Raw genomic sequence first — 17,588 nt, forward strand, 5'->3', positions numbered from 1 at the left:
CAGGGGGGAGGGGGCGGGGGTGGGGTTAGGGGGTTCTTACTGCTTCTAGGGCTAGTAGGGCTACGTGGAGGGAGAGGGTGGCTTCTACCGAGTCCAGGTCCACGTCGAGGATGCGGGCGATGCGGGCCAGGCGTTCGTAGAAGGCCGGTCGGGACAGGTGGGCGGCGGCAGCGGCGGCGGACTTGTTGCGCCCCTGCTCCAGGTACGCGCGCAGGGTGTCGAGCAGTTGCTCCCGGGGGTGTCGGGCGTCGTACTCCAGGAGGGCCCCGAGTTCGCGCTCGACGAAGGTCTGCAACCGGGGCTCGTCGCGCAGCAGGTGCAGCAGCCCGGCCAGCCCGACGTGCGGCAGCCGGAAGATCGGCAGGTCGCGCCGGTCCCGGCGGGCCGCCTCGGCGATCTGCCGGGCCTCGACGAGTGAGCGTCGGGCCTCCCGCAGACTGGCGACGCCGGAGCCGGCGGCCACGATCACCCCACCCGAGCCCCGGGCCCCGTCCGTGCCCGCCGGCCCGGTGGACGGGTCGATGCCGGCGGGTACGCGGCCGTCGAGGCGTACCCGACGAAGGGCCCCGGCGAACGCGGAGAGCGCGCGGTCCTCGGCGGCCGGGTCGGGCAGGGCCAGGAGCGCGCCCACCGAGTTGTCGTCGACGGCGCTGGTGAGCGCGGTGAGCTTCGCCTCGCGCAGCGCCTGGCCGACGGCTTCGGAGAGGTCCCGCAGCCGGGCCTGGCCGCCCTCGGGGCCAGTCTCCCCGCCGGGGTCCTCGGCGCGGTGCCGGACCATGACGCCGACCAGGTGCCGGCGGTCGAGCGCCACGCCGAGCGCCTTGGCCCGCAGCGCCACCTCGTCCACCGGCCGGGAGTGGTCGAGCAGCGCGGTGAGCAGGGTGCGGTGGATCTGCCGTTCCAGCCCTTCGGCGTCGCGGCGGATGAGCCGGCCCAGCGCGAGGGTGGACGCGGCCCGCTCGATCAGGATGGTGAGCCGGGTCGGCGGGGCGGAGTTGGGCACGTCCCCGCTGGCCGGCCAGCGCAGCAGCAGCCGACCCCAGTCCTGTCCCCGGGCGCCGACGGCGGTGACCAGCCACCCGCTGTCCCGGTCGTACGCGGTCCGCCCGGCCGGCCGGATCCGCCGGGAGTGCTGTTCCCAGGCGTCGAGGAGCAGTTCGGCGCTCTCGCCGGCCGGGTCGTACCCGAGCACCTGCCGGGACAGGTTCTCCAGCACGACCGGGCAACCGGACAGTTCGGCGGCCTGCCGGAGCACCTCGGTCGTCTCGGCGCCCTCGACGGACAGGTCGTTGAACCGCTGGTGGATCTCCTCGGTGGCGCGCAGTTCGGTGAGCTGCGCGTCGACGATGAGCGCGTGCACCGCCTCGGTGATCGGGACGAACGGGGTGGCACGGCGCAGCTCGACCAGGGGCAGCCCGCGCCGCTCGGCGGCGGCGGCCATCACCCGGGGTACGCCGCTGACGTACCGGCGGCCCAGCTCGACGACGAGCCCGGAGACGCCGACGTCGGCGAGGTCGCCGATGAACGCGCGCAGCCCGGCGTCGTCCCCGGGCAGGCCGATGCCGGTGGTGAGCACCAGCTCGCCGCCGCCGAGCAGGGTGGCGATGTCCGGCACCTCGGCGACGTGCACCCAGCGGACGGGCCGGTCCAGACCGGCGTCCCCGGCGACCACGCGCGGCGCGCCGTGGCGGACCGGGTCCAGACCGAGGACCTCACGGACGGTAGGGAACACGGCCGCCACGCTACCGTCCGTGACGTCGGATCTCGACAGCCGCCGGCCGACGCGGGGTCAGTCGACGCCGAACTCCATCGCGGCGCGGTCGAGCGCCGCGTCCTCGGCGGTGGGGACGCCCCGGGAGGCGATGGCCTCCGCCCCGCCCTCCGGCATCGCGCCGATCAGGCCGGTCGAGGCGGCCTGCGCGGCGCCGATCACCCGCTGCGGGTTCGCGCCGCCGACCAGGCCGAGCGAGGCGTACTGCTCCAGCTTCGAACGGGAGTCGGCGATGTCCAGGTTGCGCATGGTGAGCTGGCCGATCCGGTCGGCCGGGCCGAACGCCGAGTCCTCGGTGCGCTCCATGGACAGCTTGTCCGGGTGGTAGCTGAACGACGGGCCGGTGGTGTCGAGGATCGAGTAGTCCTCGCCCCGGCGTAGCCGCAGCGTGACCTCGCCGGTGACCGCCGTGCCGACCCAGCGCTGCAACGACTCGCGCAGCATCAGGGCCTGCGGGTCCAGCCAGCGGCCCTCGTACATCAGCCGGCCGAGGCGGCGGCCCTCGTTGTGGTAGTTGGCCAGGGTGTCCTCGTTGTGGATCGCGTTGACCAGCCGCTCGTAGGCGGCGTGCAGCAGCGCCATCCCGGGCGCCTCGTAGATGCCCCGGCTCTTGGCCTCGATGATCCGGTTCTCGATCTGGTCCGACATGCCCAGGCCGTGCCGGCCGCCGATGGCGTTGGCCTCCAGCACCAGGTCGACGGCGCTGCCGAACTCCTTGCCGTTGATGGTGACCGGGCGGCCCTGGTCGAAGCCGATGGTGACGTCCTCGGTCGGGATCTCCACCGACGGGTCCCAGAACTTCACGCCCATGATCGGGTTGACCGTCTCGATGCCGGTGTCGAGGTGTTCCAGGGTCTTCGCCTCGTGCGTGGCGCCCCAGATGTTGGCGTCGGTGGAGTAGGCCTTCTCGGTGCTGTCCCGGTAGGGCAGGCCGCGCTCCAGCAGCCACTCCGACATCTCCTTGCGCCCACCCAGCTCGGTGACGAAGGCGGTGTCCAGCCACGGCTTGTAGATCCGCAGCATGGGGTTGGCCAGCAGGCCGTACCGGTAGAACCGCTCGATGTCGTTGCCCTTGAAGGTCGAGCCGTCGCCCCAGATCTGCACGTCGTCGGCGACCATCGCCCGCACCAGCAGCGTCCCGGTCACGGCCCGGCCCAGCGGGGTGGTGTTGAAGTAGGCCCGCCCGCCGGTGCGGATGTGGAAGGCGCCGCAGGTCAGCGCGGCCAGGCCCTCCTCGACCAGGGCGGCGCGGCAGTCGATCAGGCGGCCCAGCTCGGCGCCGTAGCTGAGGGCACGGCCGGGCACCGAGGCGATGTCGGGCTCGTCGTACTGGCCGATGTCGGCGGTGTAGGCGCAGGGAATGGCGCCCTTGTCGCGCATCCACGCGACCGCGACCGAGGTGTCGAGGCCGCCGGAGAAGGCGATGCCGACACGTTCGCCGATGGGCAGGGAGGTGAGAACCTTGGACACGGGGAAAATTATGCAATAGAACGCATGGCCATGCAAGCGGAAGGCGTTACTCCCCGTCGGACGGCGGATCGTCGCGGCTCAGCTCCCAGAACGCCACCGCCGCCGCGGCGGCCACGTTCAACGAGTCCACGCCGCGCCGCATCGGCAGAACCACCCGCACGTCGCTGGCCGCCTGGGCCGCCGCGGTGAGGCCCGGCCCCTCCGCGCCGAGCAGCAGCGCCGGCCGCTCGCGCTGCGCCGGGGTCAGCCGCTGCATGGGTACGGCGTCCGCCGCCGGCGTCATGGCGAGCACCGTGAAACCCGCCTCCCGCACCTGGTCCAGGCCCGCCGGCCAGTGCTCCAGCTTCGCGTACGGCAGCGCGAAGACCTCACCCATGCTGACCCGTACGCTGCGTCGATAGAGCGGGTCGGCGCAGGTCGGCGACAGCAGCACCGCGTCGACGCCGAGCGCGGCGGCCCCTCGGAAGATCGCGCCCAGGTTGGTGTGGTTGTTCACGTCCTCCAGCACGACGACCCGGCGCGCGGTGGCCAGCACCTCGGCCGCCGTCGGCAGCGGCCGGCGGTGGAACGACGCCAGCACCCCCCGGTGTACGTGGAAACCCGTGGCCCGTTGCAGCACGTCCGGAGTGGCCGCGTACACCGGGGCGTCGCCGGTGTCCAGGTCGGCGAGCTGGTCGGCCCGCTTGGCGTCGACCAGGTACGACCGGGCCGGGTAGCCGGCGCGCAACGCCCGGCGCAGCACCAGCTCCCCCTCGGCGATGAACAGGCCGTGTGGCGGCTCCCAGCGGGTGCGCAGTTCGACGTCGGTGAGCGCGCGGTAGTCGGCGATCCGGTCGTCGTCGGGGTCGGTGATCTGGTGGACAGGCACCCGACGATTCTGCCGGACCCCGCGCCACGGTCCCCGCCGCCCGCCGTTCGGGGTGTTTTGTCCGCTGGAGAAGGGGAACGACCGGCGCAGGACCGGACTCGACGGGAAGGACCAGCCAGGTGAGCACAGACCACACGGCACCGGGCGAGGCAGGCCCCCTGCCCCGACACCCGACCGTCGCGGACCACATCGTGTCGCGGCTGTTCAGCTGGGGCGTGCACCGCTACTTCGGCTATCCCGGCGACGGCATCAACGGCCTCACCTCCGCCCTGCAACGCACCGGGGAGCGGGCGCAGTTCATCCAGGTACGCCACGAGGAGACAGCCGGCTTCGCCGCCTCCGCGCACGTCAAGTACGGCGGCGGACCGCTGGGCTGCGCGCTGGTCACCAGCGGACCGGGCGCCATCCACCTGCTCAACGGCCTGTACGACGCGAAACTCGACCACCAACCGGTGATCGCCCTGGTCGGGCACACGGCGACCACCGCCGAGGGTGGCGGTTACTACCAGGAGGTCGACCTGCTCGCCCTCTACAAGGACGTGGCGGCGGCGTTCCTGGCCCAGCTCGACCACCCGGCGCAGGTGCGGCACCTGGTCGACCGGGCGTGCCGCACCGCGCTCGCCCGGCGCACCGTCACCGCCCTGGTCCTTCCCCTCGACGTCCAGGACGAGCCGGCCATCCCGGACCCGCCGCACGCGCACGGCTACTACCACACCAGCAACGCGCCGAGCAGCACGCCGACGGTGCCCCCGGCGGCGGACGTGCGCCGCGCCGCCGAGGTGCTGCGCGGCGGCGAGCGCGTGGCGATGCTCGTCGGGCAGGGCGCGCTCGGCGCCCGCGACGAGGTCCGGGAGATCGCCGACCGGCTCGGGGCCGGCGTCGCCACCGCGTTGCTCGGCTTCACCGCCGTCGACCATCGTGAGCCGTGGGTGACCGGGGCGATCGGACTGCTCGGCACGCGACCGAGCTGGCAGTTGATGTCCGGCTGCGACCGGCTGCTGATCGTGGGCAGCAACATGCCGTACTCGGAGTTCTATCCGCCACCCGGTCAGGCGCGCGGGGTGCAGATCGACCTGGACGGCACCCAGCTCGGGCTGCGGTATCCGACCGAGGTCAACCTGACCGGCGACGCCCGCCCCACAGTGCGCGCGCTGCTGGACGAGCTGGGCCCCGGCCCCGGCCCGATTGCCTGGCGGGAGCAGATCGCGGAGGCCACCTCGGCGTGGCGTCGGGCCCAGCACGACCTGGCCCAGCAGGCCGCCGACCCGGTCAACCCGCAGTTGCTGTTCCACACCCTCAACGAGCGGCTGCCCGACGACGTCATGCTCGCCGTCGACTGCGGCACCACCACCGCCTGGTACGCCCGCCACCTCCTGGTACGCCCCGGAATGCTGGCCAGCCTCTCCGGCACGCTGCTGTCCATGGGCGGCGCGATGCCGTACGCGTTGAGCGCCAAGTTCGCCCACCCGGACCGGCCGCTGGTCGCGTTGATCGGCGACGGCGCCATGCAGATGAACGGGGTCAACGAGCTGATCACCGTGGCGAAGTACTGGCGGAGCTGGTCCGACCCCCGGTTCGTGGTGCTGGTGCTCAACAACCGGGATCTGGCGTTCGTCAGTTGGGAGCAGCGCTCCACCGAGGGAACCCCGATGTTTCCGGACAGTCAGCAGTTGCCGGACATCGCGTACCACCAGTGGGCCGAGACGCTCGGGCTGCACGGCGAGTTGGTCGACTCACCCGAGCAGGTGCCGGCGGTCTGGGACCGGGCGCTCGCCGCCGACCGGCCGGTGGTCATCAACGCCCTGGTCGACCCGGCCGAGCTGATGCTGCCGCCACACTTCACCGTCGACCAGGCCCGCAAGACGGCGGCGGCGGTGCTGCGCGGCGACACCGACTGGGCCGGCATCATCAGGCGCGGTCTGCCCTCGACGATCGCCAGCTATCGCCCTCGTCGCCGCGAGCGCTGAACACGGCCCGCTCGGGTGCTCCGACCACGTCGGACGGACGCGCAGATCGAAGGATTGCCGGAGATCGATCACGGGTACCAGCGTCTCTGCTCACCCACGGGGGGTGGCACGAGGGAGCTGACGATGAGATCGACAACAATCGGACGAAGCATGGCCGTTGTGCTGGCGGCGGCGTTGCTGACCGGCTGCGGGAGCAGTGACGGCGGACAGCCACAGTCGACTGCCCCCGCCGACAACGGCGTCGCGGCACTGGCGCCGAACGAGGCGCTCCAGCGGGCCACGACCGCGGTGAAGAACGCCAAGTCGTACCACCTCGTCGGGGACATCGTCGACGACGGCCAGAAGATGACCCTCGATCTGAAGGTGACCGGCAGCGACCTGGGTGGCCGGGTCTCCACCAACGAGGGCACCATCGAGCTGCTGTCCACGGGCGGTCAGCAGTACATCCGGCCGGACGAGACGTTCTGGACGAAGAACACCGGCGCCAAGGCATCCGGCGAGATCGTGAAGATGATGGGTGACAAGTGGGCCAAGGTCTCGACCAAGGACGACCTCTCCCAACTGTTCAGCATCGCCAACGTCGACGAACTGCTCAAGCCGGACGGCACCCTGACCAAGGGTGAGGCCAAGGAGTTCGACGGCGTCAAGACCATCGGGCTGGTCGACGGCGACAAGAGCGGCACGCTCTACATCGCCACCACCGGTGAGCCGTACCCGATCCGCCTGGAGGGCGGCCAGGACGCGGACGGTCAGGTCACGTTCAGCGAGTTCGGTGCGACCTTCGACGACGTGAAGGCGCCGGCAGAGGACCAGGTGATCGACTTCGAGCAGTTGAAGAGCAGGACCTAGACGACGTACGGCCGGCGCCTCCCCACCTCGCGGTGGGGAGGCGCCGTCGCGTCGGGCGTCAGCCCCGCCGGTCGAGCCAGCGTTGCAGGGCCGAGCGCGGGTCCTGCTCCCGGGTGGGCTGCTGACGCTCGGGAACGGCGGGGCGCTCGACCGGGCGGCGCGGATCGCCGGCCAGTTCCTTGCTGGGCGCGGCGAACGCCTTCTCCGGCTGCCCCTTGACGGCGGTGGCGATGACCCGGGCGACCGCGTCGATCACCTTGGTCTGCACCGCCGACCCCACCGAGTCGGCCGGGTCGTCCGGGTTGGCGGCGATGCCGGCCACCGCCACCTGCGGGGTGAAACCGACGAACGTCTCGGTGGAGTTCAGCTCCGAGCTACCCGTCTTACCGGCCACCGGCCGGCCGTCGAGGATGCCGTTCACGCCGGTGGCGGTGCCGCCGTTGCACTGCCCGTACGCCGACTGCTGGCCCACCGGGCAGCGCGCCGCGTCGGTGGCGGCCCGGGCGACGTCCGGATCGAGGACCCGCTTGCAGGAGGGCTGCCCGACCGGGACCTTCGCGCCCTTTGCGTCGGTGACCGAGACCACCGGCAGCGGCGTGCAGTAGGTGCCCTCGGCGGCCACCGTGGCGTACGCGTTGGCCAGGTCCAGCGGGGTGGTGGCCGCCACGCCGAGGGTGAAGGAACCCCAGTTCGCGGCGTTGTTCTTGGCGAAGGCGGCATCCGAGTCGGCCCGGAAGGTGATGCCGAGGCGCTGCGCCATCTGCACCACCTTGTCCTGGCCGACCTGCTCGGCCAACCAGACGAAGTAGGTGTTCACCGAACGGCCGAAGCCGTCCCACATCATCCGGTACCCGTCCATCCAGTCCGGGTTGGCGTTCGCCGGGCACCAGCGACCGTCGCAGCTGCCCGGCCCCTCGGCGGGGTACCGGGTGGGCAGCCTGGCGGGCGCGTCGAAGCCGGTGGAGAGCGTACGGCCCGACTCCAGGGCGGCGAGCATGGTGAACATCTTGAACGTCGAGCCCGCCTGGTACCCGTCGACACTCGCCCCGCCGGAGATCAGCGGGTTGACAGTGTTCGGATAGTTCGCCTGCCCGGCCGGGTTGTCGGCCAGGCTGTAGTGCCGGTTGACCGCCATCGCCAGCACCCGCCCGGTGCCCGGCTGGACCGCCGCGATCGGCAGGGCGCGCTTGTTGTCGTACCCGTAGACCTTCGTGGCCTGCTGCTGGGCGGTGGCCTGGATCTTCGGGTCGAGCGAGGTGACCACCGTGTAGCCGCCCGAGCGCAGGGCCTGCTCGCGCTCCGCGACGGTGGCCCCGAACGCCGGCTGGGTCAGCCACCAGCGGCGCAGGTAGTCGCAGAAGTAGCCCCAGTCGTCGTGGCCCTGGGAGACCGCGGTGCAGCCGTTGGGCTGGGCGGTCGGGCGCAGGGTCAGCGGCTCCGCCTTGGCCTGGGCGGCCTGGGCGGCGGTGATCGCGCCGGTGGCGACCATCGAGTCGAGCACGTACGACCGGCGGGCCAGCGCCTGGTCCCGGTCCCCGTCGATGGGGCTGTACGCGTCCGGGGACTGCACCAGACCGGCGAGCAGCGCCGACTCGCCGAGGGTCAGCAGCGCCGGCTGCTTGCCGAAGTACCGCTGGCTGGCCGCCGCGATCCCGTACGCGCCGGAGCCGAAGTAGGCGATGTTCAGGTACCTGTCGAGGATCTCGTCCTTGCCGAGGCTCTTGTCCAGCGCGCTCGCGTACCGGATCTCCTGGATCTTGCGACCGATGGTGGGGTCGGTGGCGGCGGCGCGCTCGGCGGCGGTGCGGGTGGGGTCGGTCTTGAGGACGTTACGGACGTACTGCATGGTCAGCGTCGAGCCGCCCTGCTCGGTGCCGCCGCCCCTGACGTTGGCCACCAGCGCCCGGGCGAGGCCGCGCAGGTCCGCGCCCCCGTGGTCGTAGAACCGCCGGTCCTCGGCCGCCACGATCGCCTGCCGCATCACCGGCGCGATCTCGGACAGCGGCACGTCGCTGCGGTTCACGTCGTAGAACGTGGTGATCAGCGTCTTGCCGTCGTTGGCGTAGAGGTACGAGCGCTGCGGCGTGGCCGGGGTCTTCAGCGAGGCCGGCAGGGCGGCGTACGAGCCGAGCGCGGCGCGGGCGGTGAACCCGAGCAGCAGGTTGCCCGGCAGCGCGGCGACGGCCAGGACGAGCCCGGCCAACACGCCGGCGAGCAGCACGGTGAACAGCCGCGACAGCGGCGAGCGGGGGGCGGCCATGCTCCCCAGGATTGCCACAAAAACCACCAACCGACCACCCCCACCCCCACCAGTGTCACCAACTTCACGCCCCCACCCCCCTGCCCACGCCCCGCCTCCCACCCCGCCCAGCCCCGCCCTCCCACCCCGTTGATCATGAAGTTATGGCCAGGACACGCCGACGCAGAGGGCAATAACTTCATGATCAACCGGGGCTACCGGGCGGGGCGGGGCGTGGGGGCGGGGGCAGCCGGGCGGGGGTTTAGGGGGTTGGGGTTGTCAGGCTGGCGGTGGCGGCGTCTTGGGCGGTTTCGCGGGGCATGAGGCGGCCGGAGCGGTAGCCGATGCCGATGCCGGCGATCAGCACGAAGATCGCGCCGAAGGTCTGCAACGAGCCGATCAGCGCGCCGCCGAGGCCGAGCAGCGGCGCGGCGATGATCAGCATGATGCCGTCGCCGAGGCTGAAGGTGCCCGAGCGGGCCACCGCCCAGCCGGTGAGGCACCAGCCCACGCTGTAGAACGTCGCCCCGAGCAGGACCAGCGACCGGGCGGTGGCGCCGAAGACCGGGGTCTGCTCTTCGAGCCCGGCGAACGGCAACATGAGCACGGTGCCGGCGATGCTGACCAACAGCCCCGCCGCGGCCACCCGGCGACTGCGGGTCGCGGCCAACAGCCCGGTGAGGGCCAGCAGCGCGAGCAGGCCGAGCCAGACCGCCGCCACCCAGCCGATCAGGTACACCGCCCGGCCGTCGGCCGGATAGGGGTCGTTGCCCACCCCGCCGTCGCTGGCCATCGCCACCGCGCCGTAGAGGATGGCGTACGCGGGCAGCAGCCACACCGCCGCCCGCGCGAACCGCCGCACCGACCAGGCCCAGCTGGCGTTCGTGGCCGGCGCGCCGGGGGTCGGCTCCCCGACGAACGGCAGGACACCGAAGCCGCCACCGCTACGCCGGGAGCCCAGTGGGGCGACCGGATCGTGCGCGCCGGGCACCGGGGCCGAGGACCACATCCGCTTCGCCGGATCCTTCATGCGTCACCTCGCTCGTCGTCGAGCGGTGCACCGACGCGCCGGGGCGCCCCGATTGCCTGGTCACCACCCGTCCTAGGACCGATCGTGGCAGGCGTCGGAGCGCCCCATGAGCGTTTCTCGCATTAACCGGTGCGTCAGCCCCGCTCACGCTCGTCGGAGGGGTCCTCGACCAGGCTGGCCGGGGAGACCGGCTCCGGCGCGGGCAACCCCTGCGGCTTGTTACCGCCGGTGGCCTGCGCCTCGGCGACGCGTACCTCGTCGTGGATCTGCTGGGCCGCGGCGGCAGCGGCCTGGGCCGCCTCCGCGGCCTCGCGCTCGACCTGGCTCGCGTGGTCGGCCGCCTCCGGCGCCGGCAGGTCCCCCACCATCTGGCTCAGCCCACCGAGCGCGCCACCCATGCCCTCCAGGGCCTTGGTCAGCTCGGCCGGCACGATCCAGACCTTGTTGGCGCTGCCCTGGGCGATCTGCGGCAGGGCTTGCAGGTACTGGTAGGCGAGCACCTTCTGGCTCGGGTTGGCCTGGTGGATGGCGTCGAAGACGGTACGGATGGCCTTCGCCTGACCCTCGGCCTGGAGGATGCGGGCCTGCCGGTCACCGTCGGCCCGCAGCACCGCGGACTGCTTCTCACCCTCGGCGGTGAGGATCTGCGACTGCTTGTGCCCCTCCGCGGTGAGGATCGCGGCGCGGCGGTCCCGCTCGGCACGCATCTGCTTCTCCATCGAGTCGCGGATGCTGGCCGGCGGCTCGATGGCCTTGATCTCGACCCGGGTGACCTTGATGCCCCAGCGGCCGGTGGTCTCGTCCAGCACGCCGGAGAGATGCCGGTTGATCTCGTCCCGGCTGGTCAGCGCCCGCTCCAGGTCCAGCGAACCGATCACGTTACGTAGTGTGGTGACGGTCAACTGCTCGATGGCCTGGAGGAAGCTGGAGATCTCGTAGGTCGCGCGGACCGGGTCGACCACCTTGAAGTAGAGGACGGTGTCGATCGAGACCACCAGGTTGTCCGAGGTGATCACCGGCTGCGGCGGGAAGCTGACCACCTGCTCGCGCATGTCGACCTTGGTGCGCACCGCGTCGATGAACGGCACCAGCAGGTTGAGGCCGGGACTCAGGGTGCGCTTGTACTTGCCGAGCCGTTCCACCACGTCATGGCGTTGCTGCGGCACGATCCGCACCGCCTTGGCCAGCGTAATCACGGCGATCAACGCCACCGCGATCACCAGCACCCCGATTATCGTCATTCCGTTCACCCTCTCGATTCCGGCAGCTCGCCGGCGGAAGAAACGTCGTCCTGCCAGACCAGGGCGGTCGCGCCCCGGACCTTTATCACCCGAACCCGTTGACCGGGTTCATACTTTTGCGTCGTGTCGTACGAGCGGGCGCTCCACAGCTCACCGTCGATCTTGACCAGACCATGCTCGGCGTCCACCCGTTCCAGCACCAGCGCCGTGGAGCCCTCGATCGCCTCCACGCCGAACGGCTGTTCGCCGTTCTCCAGCGCCGAGCGCTGGTGTCGCCGCAGGGCCGGCCGGGCCACCAGCAGGCTCAGCGCCGACACCACGGCGAAGACCAGCGCCTGCACCGCGACCGGCGCACCCAGCGCCGCCGCACCGGCGGCCGCGAACGCGCCGACCCCGAACATGATCAGAAATAGCGTCGTCGTGAAGATTTCGGCGACGGCCAGCAGCACACCCAGAACAATCCACACCACGGCGTCCACCCCTCGATCGTGACACGCGCACGCACGCGCGGCCCACCCGCAAAGATCAGTAGGCTCGGCGCTGCCCGTTCCGGCCCCTCACCGACACCACGAACCGGCGGCCCGACCCGAGGAGAAAACGGTGATTCTGCTACCCGAGACCGCCCGACAGATCGACACCCGGGTCGCCCAGGCCCAGGCCGACGGGCACGCGCCGTCGCTCGTGCTCGGCGTCGTCCGCGACGGCGCGCTCGTGCACCTGGCCACCGCCGGCGAGACCCCCCGCCCCCACGTCGACCTGCAGTACCGGCTGGGCTCGATCAGCAAGACGATGACCGCCACCCTGCTCCTGCGGATGCGCGACGAGGGCCGGCTGACCCTGGACGACCCGCTGGAGAAGCACCTGCCCGACACCGGCGTGGGCGCGCTCACACTGCGCCGACTGCTCGGCCACGCCAGCGGCATCCAGCGCGAGCCCGAGGGCGACTGGTGGGAGCGGTCGGCCGGCGCCGACCTGGCCACCCTCCTGCGCGGGGTGACCGCCGACAAGATCGCCTACCCGCCGCACCGCACGTACCACTACTCCAACCTGGCGTACGGGCTGCTCGGCGGCGTCCTCGAACGGCTCGCCGGGATGTCCTGGGTCGACCTGCTCGGCGAGCGGATCCTCACCCCGCTGGGTCTGCGCCGCACCACCTACGCGGCCACCGAGCCGTACGCCCGCGGCTACGTCGTGCACCCCTGGCACGACACGCTGCGCGAGGAACCCCGTACCGACACCGGCGCGATGGCCCCGGCCGGGCAGCTCTGGTCGACGATCGAGGACCTGGGCCGCTGGGCCGCGTTCCTGGCCGACCCCGACCCGTCGGTGCTGGCCCCCGAGACCCTCACCGAGATGTGCTCCCCCGTGGTGATCAGCGACCTGGACGCCTGGAGCCACGGCCACGGCCTGGGGGTCGAGCTGTTCCGCGACGGCAACCGGGTGTACGTCGGGCACGGCGGCTCGATGCCCGGCTACGGCGCCTCGCTGGCCGTGCACCGGCCCAGCCGCACGGCGGTCGTCGGCCTGGTCAACGCGTACACGCTGCGCAACGTGCACCTGGGCGCCCTCGGGCGGCAGCTGCTCACCCTCGTGCTGGACGCCGAACCAGCGCCGGTCACCCCGTGGCGACCGGCCGCCGCACCGCCGCCCGCCGCCCTGGCCGAGCTGACCGGCCAGTGGTGGTGGATGGGCACCAGGATCGAGGTCGTCGTCGACGCCGACGGCGACCTGCGCGCCGGCCCGGTCAACGCGCCGAACCTGCGCTTCGTCGCCGAGGGCCCGGATCGCTGGCGGGGGCGCGCCGGTGGGCAGGACGGCGAGATCCTCACCGTGCGCCGCGACGACCAGGGTCGGGCGGTGGCGCTGGACATCGCCACCTTCGTCTACACCCGCACCCCCGACCAGGAGCCCTGACCGGCTCCGGCCGGCCCGCGTCAAGCCGGCCCGCGTCAAGCCGGCCCGCGTCAAGCCGGCCCCGGCTCCCGGCCGGCCCGGCGACCCGGCTCCCGGCCGGCCCGGCGACCCGGCTCCCGGCCGGCCCGGCGACCCGGCTCCCGGCCGGCCCGGCGACCCGGCTCCCGGCCGGCCCGGCGACCCGGCTCCCGGCCGGCCCGGCGACCCGGCTCCCGGCCGGCCCGGCGACCCGGCTCCCGGCCGGCCCGGCGACCCGGCTCCCGGCCGGCCCGGCGACCCGGCTCCCGGCCGGCCCGGCGACTCTGGTCAGGCCGGCTCGGTGACGAAGTCGATGAGGCGCTCCATGGCGTTGATCAGGGGCGTCTCCACATCGGCGAAGCTGTGCACCCGGGACAGGATGTGCCGCCACATGTCGGCGGGCTCGGCCACCCCGAGGGCCGCGCAGACGCCCTCCTTCCACGGCCGACCCGGCGGCACCACCGGCCACGCCGTGATGCCCAGCGCGGTCGGCTTCACCGCCTGCCACACGTCCACGTAGGGGTGGCCGGTCACCAGCACGTACGGCGAGGTCACCCGGGCCACGATCCGGCTCTCCTTGCTGCCGGCCACCAGGTGGTCGACGAGCACGCCGAGTCGTCGGGTCGGACCGGGGTCGAAGTCACGCACCTCGGTGTCGAGGTCGTCGATGCCGTCCAACGGCTCGACGACCACACCCTCGATGCGCAGGTCGTCGCCCCAGATCCGCTCCACCAGGGCGGCGTCGTGGATGCCCTCGACCCAGATCCGGCTGGCCTTGGCGACCTGGGCGCGGACGTTGTCCAGAGCGACCGAACCGGAGGCGGTACGGCGGCGGGCCGCCGGCACCGGAGCGCGGGTCGGCCGGCGCAGGGTCACCGGGCTGCCGTCGAGCAGGAACGCCGCCGGCAGCAGGGGGAAGTTGCGCCGCCGGCCGTGCCGGTCCTCCAGCACCACCGCGCCCGCCTCGAAGCCCACCACCGCCCCGCAGAATCCGGAGTCGGCGTCCTCGACCACGAGGTCCGGTTCGGCGTCCACCTCGGGCGTGACCTTCCGCCGCCGCCAGTCGCCCGCCAACACGTCCTCGCCGTATCGCCCCGCCATGTCGATCACGCTAACCCCGGGCCGGCGACCCCGCGCCCCGACACACCGCCCCGGGCCGCCACCCGGCCGCCCGCCAGCGGAACCGAAAGGGTACGGACGGAGCGTGAATGTGGGCGAAGAGGGCAGTTGGGTGCAGGCCGGGCGGCCGGAGCGGCAGTCGAGACAGGGCCGGTCGTGACCACGTACCCTTTCGGCATGTCCACCCCCGCAACGGGCGCGGCCACGCTCGCGCCGCGCCGGTCGAGCCGGTTCGTTGCCTGGGTGCGCGCGTGGCGCGCCGGGTTGGTGCCGTACGACGAGGTCGCCGACGCCATCGCCGGCGACGAGGAGCACCTCGTGGCCGACGCTCCCGGCACCTGGACCGACGTGCCGCTCGGCGCCGCGCTGCCCACCCTGGCCAAGCTCTCCCCCGACGACATCCGCCTGGTGCTCCCCGCGCCGGGCGATCCCCGAGGGCTGCCCGGCCCCGGCGACTTCGCCGGCGCGGCGCTGGTGGCGGGCGAGGCGGTGGTCGCCGGTGGCCTCGGTCTGATCCCCGAGGTGCGGTCGCACACCTCCGGCTCGGGCGACTGCTTCGAGACCGTGCTCTGGCGGGTGTACCCGTTGCCCGCCAACGCCCCGGCCGCCTCCCTGTCGCTGCCCGGCGCCGCCGAGGCGGAGGCCGAGCTGGCCGCCGCGCTGGCCGAGACCACCGCCGCCCTGACCCGCCTCGACGTGGCCCAGTGGCGGCCCGAGCTGGCCGGCGCGCTGGCCGCGCTCCGCCGCCCGGACGGAGCCACCGACCTGCCACCCGGCTTCGACCCGAGGGCCCGCCGGCTGTTCGCCAGGGCCGCCGTGCTCGACCGGGTCCTCGCCCTCGCGGGGCACGCCGCGCCGGGCGGTGCGATCAACAACTACGAGGCCCAGCAGCGCGACGCGGCGCTGCGTCCACTCACCACGGCATGCCGGCAAGCCCTGGTGGCCGCCTGCAACGCCCCGCTGCGCCCGTAACCCCGCCCCCACCCCCCACCCCCCGCCCCCACCCCCCGCGCCCCCGCCCGAACCCGCGCGCCCCTCTCCCGCGTCGATCTTGCACTTACTGTGGCGACATGGCGGTCAATCCGGGCATAACGACGACAGAACGCGCAAGATCGACGAGGGCGGGGCGGGGCGAGGGCGTGGGCGGGGCGAGGGCGTGGGCGGGGCGGGGGCGGGGGCGGGGGCGGGGTGGGTGGCTTTAGATCTCGTCTAGTAGGTCTGCTACCGAGTTGACGATCCGGGACGGGCGGTACGGGTAGCGCTCCGCCTCGGTGCGGCTGCTGATCCCGGTGAGCACCAGGATGGTCTCCAGCCCGGCCTCCAGGCCGCAGAGGATGTCGGTGTCCATCCGGTCGCCGATCATCGCGGTGGTCTCCGAGTGGGCGTTGATGGTGTTCAGCGCCGACCGCATCATCATCGGGTTGGGCTTGCCGACGAAGTACGGCTCCACCCCGGTCGCCTTGGAGATCATGGCGGCGACCGAGCCGGCGGCGGGCAGCGCGCCCTCCACCGACGGGCCGGTCACGTCGGGGTTGGTGCAGATGAACCGGGCCCCGTCATTGATCAGGCGGACCGCCTTGGTGATCGCCTCGAAGCTGTAGGTGCGGGTCTCACCGAGCACCACGTAGTCCGGGGCGAAGTCGGTGAGCACGTAGCCCACCGCGTGCAGCGCGGTGGTCAACCCGGCCTCGCCGATCACGTACGCGGTGCCGCCCGGCCGCTGGTCGGCGAGGAATTGGCCGGTGGCCAGCGCGGACGACCAGATCGACTCCTCCGGAACGTCCAGCCCCATGCGGCTCAACCGGGCCGTCAGGTCCCGCGGCGTGTAGATCGAGTTGTTGGTCAGCACCAGGAACGGCTTGCCGGAGGCACGCATCCGGTTGATGAACTCGGGCGCCCCGGGCACCGGCTGGCCCTCGTGGACCAGTACGCCGTCCATGTCGGTCAGCCAGCTCTGCACGGGCTTGCGGTCATGCATCGGTGCCCCCGGCGGGCGTCGGCCGACGGGCAGGCACGCAGCAGACGGTCGGGCAGGTGTCCCACATCGGCAGCTCGCCGAGGCGGCGGCGAAGCTGCGCGCCGTCCGGGTCGGTCCGCTCGGTGACCAGCTCACGCACCATCGCCACGAAGCGCGGGTCGACGCCGGGGGTGGCGGCCCGGACGAAGCCGAGGCCGAGCTGCTTGGCCGTCTCCAACGCCTCGGTGTCCAGGTCCCACACCACCTCGAGGTGGTCGGAGACGAACCCGATCGGGCTGACCACCACGGCGGTGGTGCCGCCCTGGGCGAGGGTGGCCAGGTGGTCGTTGATGTCCGGTTCCAGCCACGGCACCTGCGGCGGCCCGGAGCGGCTCTGCCAGACCAGGTCGTACGCCAGGTCGGGCGCGGCGGCAGCGGCCACCAGCCGGGCGGTCTCGTGCAGCTGCGCCTCGTACCGGCCGCCGTGCGGGCCGGCGTTGGCAGCCATCGAGCTGGGGATGGAGTGGGCGGTGAAGACCAGCCGGGTGGTGTCGCGCTGGGCCGGGTCGAGCTGGCCGAGGGCGGCCCGCACGGCGTCCACGTGCGGTTCGACGAAGCCGGGGTGGTCCCAGAACTGGCGCAGCTTCTCGATCACCGGGGCGTCCGGGCCGACCGCAGCCCGCGCGGCGGCGATGTCCTCCTGGTACTGCCGGCAGGACGAGTAGCCACCGTACGCGCTGGTGACGAAGGCCAGCGCCCGGGTGACCCCGTCGTCGCGCATCTGGCCGACGGTGTCGGCGAGCATCGGGTCCCAGTTGCGGTTGCCCCAGTAAATGGGCAGGTCGACACCGTGCGCGGCGAAGTCCGCGCGGATGGCGGCCAGCAGATCGCGGCACTGCTGGTTGATCGGGGACACCCCGCCGAAGTGTTGGTAGTGCTCGGCGACCTCGGCCAGCCGCTCGGGCGGCACACCCCGGCCCCGGGTCACGTTCTGTAGGAACGGCATAACGTCCTCGGGCCGCTCCGGCCCACCGAAGGACACCAGCACCACCGCGTCGTACGACATGGGGTCATTCTGGCCCCTCGGCCCGGACCGCCCGGCGACGCCCCCTGGTCCCGACGCGCGGATCACGCGAACGGCGACC

General features: G+C 72.8%; 14 protein-coding genes. 4 read left to right on the forward strand and 10 right to left on the reverse strand.

Features of this window, described 5'->3' with window-relative positions:
- Positions 1 to 25: 25 nt before the first annotated feature.
- Genes O7634_RS31320 through O7634_RS31330 form a run of 3 tightly spaced genes read right to left on the reverse strand, consistent with a single transcriptional unit; the run spans position 26 to position 4,109 of the window.
- Entirely contained in the window at positions 26 to 1,741 is a 1,716-nt protein-coding gene (locus O7634_RS31320; protein ID WP_278153736.1) for a PucR family transcriptional regulator, read from the reverse strand.
- Between the two features lie 48 nt (positions 1,742 to 1,789).
- Positions 1,790 to 3,241, reverse strand: a complete 1,452-nt coding sequence (argG, locus tag O7634_RS31325) for an argininosuccinate synthase (protein WP_278153737.1) — start codon at positions 3,239 to 3,241, stop codon at positions 1,790 to 1,792.
- 46 nt (positions 3,242 to 3,287) lie between these two features.
- Complete coding sequence (locus tag O7634_RS31330) at positions 3,288 to 4,109, reverse strand: RNA methyltransferase (RefSeq protein WP_278153738.1); 822 nt, start codon at positions 4,107 to 4,109, stop codon at positions 3,288 to 3,290.
- Between the two features lie 119 nt (positions 4,110 to 4,228).
- On the opposite strand from O7634_RS31330, the gene O7634_RS31335 reads away from it, so the two are divergent.
- Positions 4,229 to 6,076, forward strand: coding sequence for a thiamine pyrophosphate-requiring protein (locus O7634_RS31335; RefSeq protein WP_278153739.1), 1,848 nt, complete (start codon positions 4,229 to 4,231; stop codon positions 6,074 to 6,076).
- Positions 6,077 to 6,226: 150 nt separating this feature from the next.
- Positions 6,227 to 6,925 carry a hypothetical protein gene (locus tag O7634_RS31340; protein WP_278153740.1) on the forward strand — a complete coding sequence of 233 codons (699 nt, stop codon included), beginning with the start codon at positions 6,227 to 6,229 and terminating at the stop codon, positions 6,923 to 6,925.
- 58 nt (positions 6,926 to 6,983) lie between these two features.
- On the opposite strand, the gene O7634_RS31345 is transcribed toward O7634_RS31340, so the two are convergent.
- From O7634_RS31345 to O7634_RS31360, 4 genes are all read right to left on the reverse strand, one after another.
- The gene (locus tag O7634_RS31345) at positions 6,984 to 9,185 is read right to left on the reverse strand and encodes a transglycosylase domain-containing protein (RefSeq protein WP_278153741.1); all 2,202 of its coding nucleotides are present in this window, start codon (positions 9,183 to 9,185) and stop codon (positions 6,984 to 6,986) included.
- A 241-nt stretch (positions 9,186 to 9,426) separates the two neighbouring features.
- Positions 9,427 to 10,194, reverse strand: coding sequence for a hypothetical protein (locus O7634_RS31350; protein WP_278153742.1), 768 nt, complete (start codon positions 10,192 to 10,194; stop codon positions 9,427 to 9,429).
- Positions 10,195 to 10,328: 134 nt separating this feature from the next.
- Positions 10,329 to 11,435, reverse strand: coding sequence for an SPFH domain-containing protein (locus tag O7634_RS31355; protein WP_278153743.1), 1,107 nt, complete (start codon positions 11,433 to 11,435; stop codon positions 10,329 to 10,331).
- A gap of 5 nt (positions 11,436 to 11,440) precedes the next feature.
- Positions 11,441 to 11,914 carry an NfeD family protein gene (locus tag O7634_RS31360; protein ID WP_278153744.1) on the reverse strand — a complete coding sequence of 158 codons (474 nt, stop codon included), beginning with the start codon at positions 11,912 to 11,914 and terminating at the stop codon, positions 11,441 to 11,443.
- Positions 11,915 to 12,035: 121 nt separating this feature from the next.
- Between O7634_RS31360 and O7634_RS31365 the strand changes: the two genes are divergently transcribed.
- A complete protein-coding gene (locus O7634_RS31365) occupies positions 12,036 to 13,349 on the forward strand; it encodes a serine hydrolase domain-containing protein (protein ID WP_278153745.1) in 1,314 nt (437 codons plus the stop codon).
- A gap of 306 nt (positions 13,350 to 13,655) precedes the next feature.
- On the opposite strand, the gene O7634_RS31370 is transcribed toward O7634_RS31365, so the two are convergent.
- Positions 13,656 to 14,468: a DUF3097 domain-containing protein gene (locus O7634_RS31370; protein WP_278153746.1), complete on the reverse strand. Its 813-nt coding sequence runs from the start codon at positions 14,466 to 14,468 to the stop codon at positions 13,656 to 13,658.
- Between the two features lie 195 nt (positions 14,469 to 14,663).
- Here O7634_RS31370 and O7634_RS31375 point away from each other — a divergent pair, with 195 nt between their 5' ends.
- Positions 14,664 to 15,458, forward strand: a complete 795-nt coding sequence (locus tag O7634_RS31375; protein WP_278153747.1) for a hypothetical protein — start codon at positions 14,664 to 14,666, stop codon at positions 15,456 to 15,458.
- A gap of 226 nt (positions 15,459 to 15,684) precedes the next feature.
- On the opposite strand, the gene O7634_RS31380 is transcribed toward O7634_RS31375, so the two are convergent.
- Together O7634_RS31380 and O7634_RS31385 are read right to left on the reverse strand one after the other, a co-directional pair.
- On the reverse strand, positions 15,685 to 16,464 hold the full coding sequence (locus O7634_RS31380) for an HAD-IIA family hydrolase (RefSeq protein ID WP_278153748.1): 780 nt from the start codon (positions 16,462 to 16,464) through the stop codon (positions 15,685 to 15,687).
- A complete protein-coding gene (locus O7634_RS31385; protein WP_278153749.1) occupies positions 16,457 to 17,509 on the reverse strand; it encodes a ferrochelatase in 1,053 nt (350 codons plus the stop codon). The genes O7634_RS31380 and O7634_RS31385 overlap by 8 nt, the downstream gene beginning before the upstream one ends.
- Positions 17,510 to 17,588: the final 79 nt, after the last annotated feature.

The organism is Micromonospora sp. WMMD1120, assembly GCF_029626235.1.
In the GTDB taxonomy this organism is placed as follows: domain Bacteria; phylum Actinomycetota; class Actinomycetes; order Mycobacteriales; family Micromonosporaceae; genus Micromonospora.

Excerpts from the sequence above, each read along its gene's own strand:
- O7634_RS31385 (WP_278153749.1), bottom strand. The coding sequence starts at position 17,509 with ATGTCGTACGACGCGGTGGTGCTGGTGTCCTTCGGTGGGCCGGAGCGG.
- O7634_RS31345 (WP_278153741.1), bottom strand. The coding sequence starts at position 9,185 with ATGGCCGCCCCCCGCTCGCCGCTGTCGCGGCTGTTCACCGTGCTGCTC.
- O7634_RS31375 (WP_278153747.1), top strand. The coding sequence starts at position 14,664 with ATGTCCACCCCCGCAACGGGCGCGGCCACGCTCGCGCCGCGCCGGTCG.
- O7634_RS31340 (WP_278153740.1), top strand. The coding sequence starts at position 6,227 with ATGGCCGTTGTGCTGGCGGCGGCGTTGCTGACCGGCTGCGGGAGCAGT.
- O7634_RS31370 (WP_278153746.1), bottom strand. The coding sequence starts at position 14,468 with ATGGCGGGGCGATACGGCGAGGACGTGTTGGCGGGCGACTGGCGGCGG.
- O7634_RS31380 (WP_278153748.1), bottom strand. The coding sequence starts at position 16,464 with ATGCATGACCGCAAGCCCGTGCAGAGCTGGCTGACCGACATGGACGGC.
- O7634_RS31350 (WP_278153742.1), bottom strand. The coding sequence starts at position 10,194 with ATGAAGGATCCGGCGAAGCGGATGTGGTCCTCGGCCCCGGTGCCCGGC.
- O7634_RS31355 (WP_278153743.1), bottom strand. The coding sequence starts at position 11,435 with ATGACGATAATCGGGGTGCTGGTGATCGCGGTGGCGTTGATCGCCGTG.